Annotated in this window: 2 protein-coding genes; both read left to right on the forward strand. The window is 33.9% G+C overall.

Going from position 1 to position 8,500, the window contains the following annotated elements; all coding sequences use genetic code 11:
• Positions 1-3: 3 nt before the first annotated feature.
• Positions 4-6,357 carry a type I polyketide synthase gene (locus C1X07_RS20925; protein WP_103071996.1) on the forward strand — a complete coding sequence of 2,118 codons (6,354 nt, stop codon included), beginning with the start codon at positions 4-6 and terminating at the stop codon, positions 6,355-6,357.
• A 32-nt stretch (positions 6,358-6,389) separates the two neighbouring features.
• Positions 6,390-8,435 (forward strand): non-ribosomal peptide synthetase, encoded by a 2,046-nt coding sequence (locus tag C1X07_RS20930; RefSeq protein WP_103071997.1) that lies wholly within the window; start codon positions 6,390-6,392, stop codon positions 8,433-8,435.
• Positions 8,436-8,500 lie beyond the last annotated feature (65 nt).

Here is an 8,500-nt window from a genome sequence, read left to right on the forward strand (position 1 = left end):
ATTATGAATAATAAAAAACCTATTGCCATTGTTGGTATTGGATGTCGATTTCCTGGATTAAGCTCATCTCCCGAAAAATTTTGGGAAATGCTGGTAAAAGAAACAGATACTATTGTGAATGTACCTTCAGAGAGATGGGATAACAGGCGTTTTTATGATGATGATGATGCAAAACCTGGTAAAATAAGAGCAAAACAAGGAGGATTTCTGAAAGAAAGAGTAGAAGAGTTTGATCCACTTTTTTTTGGGATCTCTCCAAGAGAAGCAGAATCAATTGATCCTCAGGAACGAATGTTATTAGAAGTAGCTTATGAAGCTATGGAAGATGCAGGAATACCTTTAGAAGAATTAAAAGGGTCTAAAACCGGAGTGTTTATTGGAGGATTTACCTTTGATAATTATATTCTTCAGGTGTCCAAAGGCAATAGAGAACTCATCAATTCTCATACAGCAACGGGAGTTACAATGACAATGTTATCTAATAGATTGTCATATACATATGATTTAAAAGGACCTTCACTTTCTATTGATACTGCATGTTCCTCATCATTAGTGGCAACACATTATGCATGTCAGAGTATTTGGAATGAAGAATCATCAATGGCATTGGTTGGAGGGGTAAATGTAATGATGAAACCAGAGAATTCAATTTTGATGAGTAAAGGGAAGTTTCTATCAAAACATAGTCGATGCAAGGCGTTTGATAGTGATGCAGGAGGTTATGTAAGGGGAGAAGGAGCAGGTATGGTTTTATTAAAACCTCTTGAAGAAGCCTTAAAAGATAATGACAGAGTATATGCGGTAATTAATGGTACAGGGGCTAATCAGGATGGTCAGACAAATGGAATTACGGTTCCTAATGGAGAGTCTCAAAAAGAACTAATCCGAAAAATATACAAAGAGCATAATATTGATAGAAAAGACATACATTATGTTGAAGCTCACGGTACAGGAACACCAGTTGGAGACCCAATAGAGTTTAATGCCATAAATGAAGCATTATCTGAAAATGGAGATATAGAAAACAAATGTTTAGTGGGGTCAGTAAAGACCAATATCGGTCATCTAGAAGCTGGAGCGGGAGTTGCAGGGCTCATAAAAACAGCACTTTGTCTTCATAAAAATGCCGTTCCCGCAAATTTGCATTTTAACACTCCTAATCCTGCGTTAAACTACGAAAAAAGTATTTTGAAAGTACCGACTTCATTAGAGAAACTCCCTGAAGACAAAGAGTCCTTTGCTTCTGTTAATTCTTTTGGTTATGGTGGTACAAATGCCCATGCAGTATTAAAACAATTTAGTCCAGAAAAAAACGAAACCCTATATAATTTAACTAAAGAAGATGCTTTTATTTTTCCAATTTGCGGAAAAAGTAAAAAAGCCGTAGATGAATTAGCATCAAAATATAAAGAGTATATTAATGATAATGAAGAGAATTTTGTTCAGATCTTAAGTAATGTTATTTATCGTAGATCACATCATTCTGAACGACTTGCAATTGTTGCATCTTCTAAAGATGAATTGATAAGTAAAATAGAGGCATACGAAGAGGAAATTGTATTAAAAGGGGTATCACAAGGAAGTGCTTTAGAAAAAAAACCAGAGATAGTATTTGTATATACAGGAATGGGACCACAGTGGTGGAAAATGGGAAAAGAATTAATAGAAAAAGAACCTGTATTTTATGAAGCAGTCCTAGAATGCGAAGAGCATTTTAAAGCCATCTCAGGATGGTCAATACTTGAAGAACTTAAAAAACCAGAAGAGACTTCAAAAATTAAAGAAACCTATATAGCACAACCAGCTAATTTTATTATTCAGGTCGCGTTAACCAGATTATTAGAACATTACGGTGTAACACCAAATGCTGTTGTAGGACATAGTGTAGGAGAAGTAACATCAACATATATCTCTGGAGCCCTTTCATTACAAGAAGCATTGCTAGTAAGCTACCATAGAAGTAGGCTACAACATTTGACTTCAGGAAAAGGAACTATGTTAGCAGTGGGACTCCCTGAGTCAGAGGTTGCCGAAACCATCAAAGAGTATAAGGATGTATCTATGGCTGCAATCAACAGCCCTAATTCAGTAACTTTATCAGGAGAACAAGAAAGCCTTGAAAAACTAGCTAAGAAATATGAATCTATGCAAGTGTTTCATCGTTTATTAGATGTTACTGTACCATACCACAGTCCTGTGATGAAACTTATAGAAGGTGAATTGTTAGAGTCTCTTAAAGAACTAGATGGGGCAGAGACAACAATTGATTTATATTCTACAGTAACTGCAAATAAAATTTCGGGAAAAGAAATAAATAATGAGTACTGGTGGAAAAATGTGCGTGAGCCAGTCCATTTTGCAAAAACAATAGATTCATTAGCTCAAGATAACTACACCGTATTTATAGAAGTTGGACCGCATCCAGTTTTAAAGAATTCTATGGTAGAATGTGTAAAAAATGCTAAAAACTTCCATTTTTTACAAACTTTAAACCGAAAAGAATCAGAACAATTAAACTTTTTTGAAAACTTATCTACACTATTTACACTTGGATACCCCCTAAAATGGGATAGATGGGTCGATAAGTTACCTCATTTTTCACTTCCATCTTATCCTTGGCAAAAAGAATATTATTGGAAAGAGTCTAAGAAATCCCAAGAAGAACGATTAGGACGTAAAGGGAGTGTGTTCCTTAATTCTCAGGTACATTCACCACAGTTAACCTATGAGGTAGAATTAAATAAGTTTTTCTTTCCTTTCTTAAATGATCATGTTGTTCATGGTAAAGTCGTTTTTCCTGGCGCTGGTTATGTCGCAGCAGGGATAGCTTTCTATCAATATGAGATTAGCCAAGCAGTGCCTTTTAGGCTTGATAACATAAAGTTTCATCAGATGTTAGCCATCGATAGTGCCAAAGTTCAAAACTTATACACTTCCTTTAATTCTGAAAATAACCATTTTAATGTTCTAAGTAAAGATGAAGGCGATAATACTTCTTGGTTACAAAGAGCAACTGGCAAATTTGTAGTAGGTAAATATACAAAGGTGTCTCGATCAATAGATATCAAAGAAATACTGAATAGACTCGATGCTACACTCGAAGAAGATGAAATCTATGAAAAATTAAGCAAAGCAAAACTAGAGTATGGTCCTTATTTTAGAACCATAAAAGCCATAAACTTAGGAGAAAAAGAATTGGTAGCTCATATCAAAGGGCATCCAGCTATTAATGAATCAGATCAGGATTACTTCATCCATCCAACTTTATTAGATGCGTGTTTCCAATCAATGATTGTTTTTGATAGTTCAGAATTTGTCCCTGTTTCTATAGGAAAGATTCATTGTTATTCTACTCCGGGAGACGAATTTTTATGCTATTCACGATTAAAAGGCTCGACTTCTAACTCGGCAATTGCAGATCTTATAATCTGTGACAAAGATGGTAATATCGCTATAGAAATAGAAGATTTTAAGTGTCAGGAACTTGTAAGTAGTTCACCGCAATCAGAAGACTTCTTAGAGGATTGTATGTATCAAACTAATTGGCTGGAAGAGCAGAATAAATATGAAGTGAGTAGTATTAAACCAGATCAAGTAACCTATATTTTTACTCATGATTATTCACTTAGCGAGCAATTGATGGCGCAGATTGACGGTCGTGTGGTCATCATCGAATCAGGAACTGATTATAGAGAATTGGGACATGATCATTATGAAGTTAATCTTGAAGACTTAGTAAGTGCTTCTCAATTATGGGAAAATAATGAAAATACAGAAATTGTTTTAATCTCTCTCTTAAGTATTAAACCAGCCGAAGAGTCAATCAAAGTAAGTGAAGATTGCTTAAAACAAATGAAGCCAATAGTCAATCTGGTAAGACTCTTTTCAAACATACCTCAAAATAAAGTTATTCTAAATCTGATAACCCAAGGGAGTCAAGTAGTTTTAAAAGAAGATAAAACAAATTCGCTAGAATCATCAGCTATTCATGGTTTGGGAAGGCTTATAGGTAATGAATTACCCAACTTTAAAGTTAGGTTAATAGACTTAGAAGAGAATGTCAAAGATCTTATTTCATCAGAAACCTGGAAGCTTATGATGCAAAAAATAAATACTACTAACAGATCTTTTGAAGAAATAGCAATAAGAGAAGATGTAGTGTATAAAAAGATCATGCAAAAATGGATTCAAAAAGAAAAAGAAGTAGTATTAGAAACTGTCAGGTTTACAGATAGACCGCTCAAATTAGAGGCTCCACAGTTTATTAGCCTAGATGAACTTTATTTTGGAAACTTAGAGAGGATAGAACCTAAAGAAGGAGAAATTGAAATATCAATAGATAACACATCTATAAACTTTAAAGATTACTTAAAAGTATCTAGTAAAATTTCTAATGAAGCACTTGAAGGGACGTATTGCGAAGAAAAAATAGGTTTGGATTGCACGGGAGTTGTTGCAAAAGTAGGACCAGGAGTAACAAAATTTAATGTAGGAGATAAAGTCATCGGGTTTGCAGCAGGAACTTTTCAATCTTATACAACTACTTCTGAATACTTGGCAACAAAATGCCCTGAAAATTTGGATATTGCAGAAGCTAACGTATTAACAAGTTACATTACTGTATTATATAGTTTAGGAGATAAAGCAGGTCTTAAAAAAGGAGAAAAAGTGCTTATTCATAACGCTACAGGAGGAGTTGGATTAGCAGCAATTAACTATGCGAAAATGGTAGGCGCAGAAATCTATGCTACCGCAGGAACTGAAGAAAAACGAGACTACCTTAAATCTATTGGTATCACGCACATATATAGCTCCAGAAACCTTGATTTCTCCAAAAAAATAATGGAAGAAACGGAAGGCAAAGGAGTCGATGTAGTACTTAGTGCTTTGCCTGGAGAAATGCTATATCAAAGCTTTTCTGTTTTGGCACCATATGGTACTTATTTAGAAATCGGTAAGAAAGATATTATCGATAATGCTTCTCTACCGATGAAGTTTTTTAATAAAAACCTCTCATATATATCTATTGACATGGATAGAATGCTTAGAGAAAGACAAGAGAAAATCTCAAGTTTATTGGATGAGTTATCTGCATATCTAGCCTCTGGAGATTTACAGTCGTTACCCGTAAAAGTTTTTACACCAGATCAGATCTCTGAAGCCTTTAAATTGGTAGACGAAAGCAAGCATATTGGAAAAGTGATTATAGATTTCAAAGATCAATTAATAGAAGTTGAAAGTGAGAAAGATAAATTATTCAAAGCTGATAAAAGTTATCTAGTCACTGGTGGAACTAAAGGATTAGGTCTCGAAATTGGAAAATGGATGGTTGATAATGGTGCACAAAACATTGCATTACTTAGTAGAAGTGGTCTTAAAAATACACAGACAAAAAGAGAAGTAGATCAGATGAGAAAGAAAGGTGTTAATGTTCAGGTGTATGCTGTGGATGTCGCAGAGCCTGATCAAATGACTAAGGTGTTTTCTCAAATAGAAAAAGAACTTCCTCCTCTTGTAGGTATTTTTCATTGTGCAATGGTTCTGGATGATGGATTTTTATTGGATATGAATGATGAGCGATTTAGAAAGGTATTAAGACCAAAAGTAGATGGAGCAATGAACCTACATCACTTAAGTAAAGAGTTAGAACTTGATCATTTTGTGTTATTCTCTTCAATATCTTCACTTATCGGAAATATGGGACAAGCCAATTATGTCGCAGCAAATTCGTTATTAGATTCATTTGCTTATATGCGTAGAAGTCAAGGTCTTGTTGCCACCACAATTAATCTTGGTGTCTTAGCAGAGTCAGGGGTAGTGGCCAGAAGTGAAAATCTAGAAAAAATCCTTCAAGGAACAGGAATCCATAGTTTTACAAATGAACAAGTCTTTATGGGACTGGCAAGGATTCTTCAGGAGAAACCTACACAAATTGGCTTTTTTGATCTAAACTGGAAAGCGCTTTCCAAAAATGTTGGAGGTAGTGGGCTTTCTTTGTTTGAGGAACTAATAAAGGAAAATGCAAATACTGAGGATAAACTTAGTGAGACGCAAGCGTCATACTTGGATAAATTACTGTCTTTAGAATCTAATGATCAACAAGAGTTTATAGTCGAAATATTAACTGATGAACTGGCAAAAATATTGAAAATGTCAAAAGAACAAATCAGACCTGATAAAGGAATAAACTTTTTAGGGATAGATTCAATATTATCTGTAGAGCTGATTAGAAGAATCAATGATAAACTTGCTATCGAGATATCTCCAATAGAATTTCTATCAGGACCATCCGTAAATCAGTTATCGACAATTATTATTGAAAAAATTATGCATAATTCGGAGTTAGAATTAGCATAATCCAAAACCTTAAGAAACAAACGTTTTATAAAATGATAGAATCAACAATTCAGGAGATTTTTCAAAAAAACCTTAAAGCTAAGAAACCAGGAGGGATAACTTTCATCGAAGGAAATGACAAGACCGAGTATTTGTCATATAAAAAACTCTATTTGGAGGCAACATATATGTTGCATGATTTACAAGAAAAAGGGTTAAAACCTGGTGATGAGCTGGTATTTCAATTTCAGTCGAGTAAAAAGTTTTTGATTACGTTTTGGGCTTGTGTTTTTGGAAAAATTATTCCGGTTCCTGTTACGTTTGGAGTATCTATTGAGGTAGTCAATAAAATTAGTAGTGTTTGGAGAAAGCTCAAAAACCCTTATCTAATAACGGATTTACCTTCTTTAAAAGATATCATTGCTGGTTTCGACTTAGAAGCAAATAAAGATATTCAAAAAGAAATAATAGATAAGTTAATACAGTTCGAAAAACCAACGTATTCTAAACAAGCATCTCCTTTACCAGCGAGTTCGTCTGATTTGGTATTTATTCAGTTCTCTTCTGGATCTACAGGATCACCTAAAGGAGTAATGAATAAGCAAGATAATATATTGTATAATCTTCAAAACTCTATCAAACACCTTAATATTCAAAGTTCAGATAAGTTTCTTGGTTGGATGCCGTTAACTCATGATATGGGGCTTGTCTTTTTTCATTTACTACCATTAGCTATAAATGCTCAGCAATATCTAATTCCTCCAATAGTATTTTTGACCTATCCAGAATTATGGGTAAAAAGCCTGGCAAATCATCAAATTACTGTTTCTGGCTCGCCTAATTTTGGATATAAATATGCCTTAGATAACCTAGAAAAAATACAATTAGAAGAATTGTCTTTTAATCAATTGAGAATGATGATTAATAGTGCAGAACCTGTGTCTATTGATGTTAGCAGAAGTTTTACAAAAGCATTATCTCCTTATGGTTTTTCAAAAGATGTAATAAAACCGGGATACGGATTGGCAGAAGCGGTATTAGGAGTTTCCCTGTGTTATGGATATGAAGGAGATTTACTAAGAGAACATTTTATCGATCGCAATAAGTTACATGTTGGAAACGAAGTTGAATTTTTGGATAGTAACTCTGGAAATACGGCGTCATTTGCAGACTTAGGACCTTACTATGGGACAGAGATTAAAATTACTGATGAAAGCCAAACTCCTTTGCCCGATGATACTCTTGGTTTTGTTCATCTAAGGAGCCAAGCAGTTACTTCTGGATATTACAATGACCCTGATGCGACTCAGCTAGCTTTGTCAGAAGATAGATGGTTTAATACAGGAGATCTAGGGGTTTTGCATAATGGACACCTAGTAATAACAGGAAGAGCCAAAGAAATGATTTTAATTAACGGTCAGAATTATTTTCCTAATGATCTAGATAAGGTAATTGAAGAACTCCCAAATATAAAGTTTCAACAAGCAGCATCGTGTAATGTTTTTAATGAAGAAAAACATCAGGATGAGATTTTTGTTTTTATTCTTCATGATGGTTCAATGCAGGATTTTGTTAATGTAACCAATATAATAAAAAGGCATATTAGACAGAGGGTTGGTTTAGGAATTAAAAAGATTATAAAAGTTAATAAGATTCCGAAAACCACAAGCGGAAAGGTGCAAAGGTATGTATTAAGGGATAATTACTTTGATGGAGCGTATGATGATTTTTTAATTCAATTTGAAACTGAATCTAAGAAGCTTAAATCACAAATAAAGAAATTGTCGAGAGAAGAAATTGAAAAACAGATTTTAGCCACTGTAGAAGATTTATTTACGATTGATAATTTGACAAATACTAGTAACTTCTTTGATTTGGGAGTTACCTCACTTCAAATTATGCAGTTAAAAGGAAGTCTTGAGTCATTTATAGATGAAGACTTGGATGAGGTTACTTTTTTTAAACACACCACCGCAAAGGATCTTTCAGAATATATTTATGTAGAACTTTTGCATAACACTACTGCAGATATTAAACAAGAAGTCACTGATTTATCTTCTGCCAAAGCGAGAATGAAACTATTGATGAAAAAAGCATAACACTATATAATAGTAGATAAGCGATAGAATAATCTTTTGAATTTTTCTAACAAAATTAGATACAC

The sequence above is a fragment of the Aquimarina sediminis genome (genome assembly GCF_002895435.1).
In the GTDB taxonomy this organism is placed as follows: Bacteria; Bacteroidota; Bacteroidia; order Flavobacteriales; family Flavobacteriaceae; genus Aquimarina; species Aquimarina sediminis.